Annotated in this window: 1 protein-coding gene; it reads left to right on the plus strand. The window is 41.5% G+C overall.

Annotated elements, in window-relative coordinates:
- The first annotated feature begins 349 nt into the window (after window positions 1-349).
- Window positions 350-1663: an aminotransferase class I/II-fold pyridoxal phosphate-dependent enzyme gene (locus QUA57_RS28430; RefSeq protein ID WP_333065136.1), complete on the plus strand. Its 1314-nt coding sequence runs from the start codon at window positions 350-352 to the stop codon at window positions 1661-1663.
- The last annotated feature ends 138 nt before the right edge of the window (window positions 1664-1801 follow it).

Genomic DNA, 1801 nt, shown 5'->3' on the forward strand with positions numbered 1-1801 from the left:
GGGATTGGTTTGTGTGGACGGTGTAGGGTACTGGGTTCTACGGCTGATGCGTTACAAATTGTTGCAAAATGATGCCGTAATGCAGTAAATAGTAAGATAGTTGGTAGTGGTGCATTATCATGTTAAACTAATAAAATAATATCAATACTCCTGAGTATATATGAGTATCACTTGTTTAAGATGTCCTTCGGGGAAAATTATTAAATACGCTCATACTTATGGTAAACACGTGGTAAACAAGGATATAAATGTCAAGTAATGTGGGCGACGGTATTTTGTCCATGAGTATAATTTATCGTTAAGGCGAGTTCCGTGACCTGCAATTACTATACACTACTACCCAATTACTATGTACGACAAAAATAATCCAAATAAGCTCATGCCAGATCCAACAAGTCAAGGGAAGACTCACTTTATCTCACCACGGTTACTAAAGTTATTAAGTTACCAGACCCCTATAAGACAATTCTTTACCCAAGCGACCTATATGAGTCGCCGAACTGAGCCGGGAAGTATTGATTTTACTATCGGTGATGCCCATGAAATACCACCTCCAGGGTTTGTAGAAGCCTTACAGCGTTGGAGTGTACCGCAAAATCAAGGGTGGTATGGCTACAAAGGAAATATTCCACAATCACGGATCACTGTATCCGCTGCTCTTCAGGATAAACGCGGACTTTCTATATTGCCTGAAGATATTTTTATGACCAATGGTACTGTAGTTGGTTTGGCGATTTGTCTGCAAATGTTAGCTGGTGAGGGAGATGAGGTAATTATTTTGACTCCACCCTGGTTAGGTTATAGGAGTATGGTGCATTTTACCGGTGCGGTTCCGGTGGGTGTGCCTGTGGATAAAAACACCTTTGATATGGATTTGCAGGCGATCGCATCTGCAATTACCGAACGGACTCGAGCAATCATTATCAATTCACCCCACAACCCTACAGGTAAGATTTTTTCAGCTAGTACCCTAGAGGGTTTGAGCGGTATACTTAACGAGGCTTCTAAGCACTATGGCAAGCCTATTTATATTATTTCCGATGAAACCTTCAGCCGCATTGTTTTCGACAACCAAACTTGTCCCAGCCCTACTCAGTTTTACCCATTTTCTTTCTTAGTATATGGTTATAGTAAGACTTTAATGGCACCCGGTCAACGTATAGGGTATATTGCTTTACCTCCCACTATGCCTAATCGGGAAGAAATAAGACGAATCATTGCTTTCCTACAACAAACTCCTTTTGGTTGGTGTTATCCTAGTGTGCTCATGCAGTATGCATTAGGAGACTTAGAGCAACTAAACATAAATATCGAGCATTTACAAAACAAGCGAGATCGGATGGTGAAGGCACTGCGGGATATGGGTTACAACCTGTATAACCCTGATGGGACGTTCTTCCTCTTGGTGAAATCACCTTGGGATGATGACCTTGCTTTTGCCGAGTTATTAGCAAGTCAAGATATATTTGTTTTACCAGGAACTCCCCAGGAAATACCCGGTTACTTCCGAATTTCCCTTACTGCCAACGAAGAAATGATTTCGCGTTCTCTACCCAAATTCCAAGCTGCGATGGAATACGCTGTTGCTAACCCACTTGCTTCGCCCTCTTCTGTCACTAAGCGGCAGAGTATAATAGAACAAAATCTCTCAAACCAGAGCTAGGTCTATGGTTAACCCTCGCCAAGCTATTTCAACCTGGAAATTGATTGATGAGTATTGTCGCTATTACAGAAATCTGTTTTCAGAAGTCAGAAGCTTCAAAGCTTTTACACACCTTCATGCTGGTATAATTTCTGATAT

The sequence above is a fragment of the Microcoleus sp. Pol7_B2 genome (assembly GCF_036701035.1).
GTDB lineage: Bacteria > Cyanobacteriota > Cyanobacteriia > Cyanobacteriales > Microcoleaceae > Microcoleus.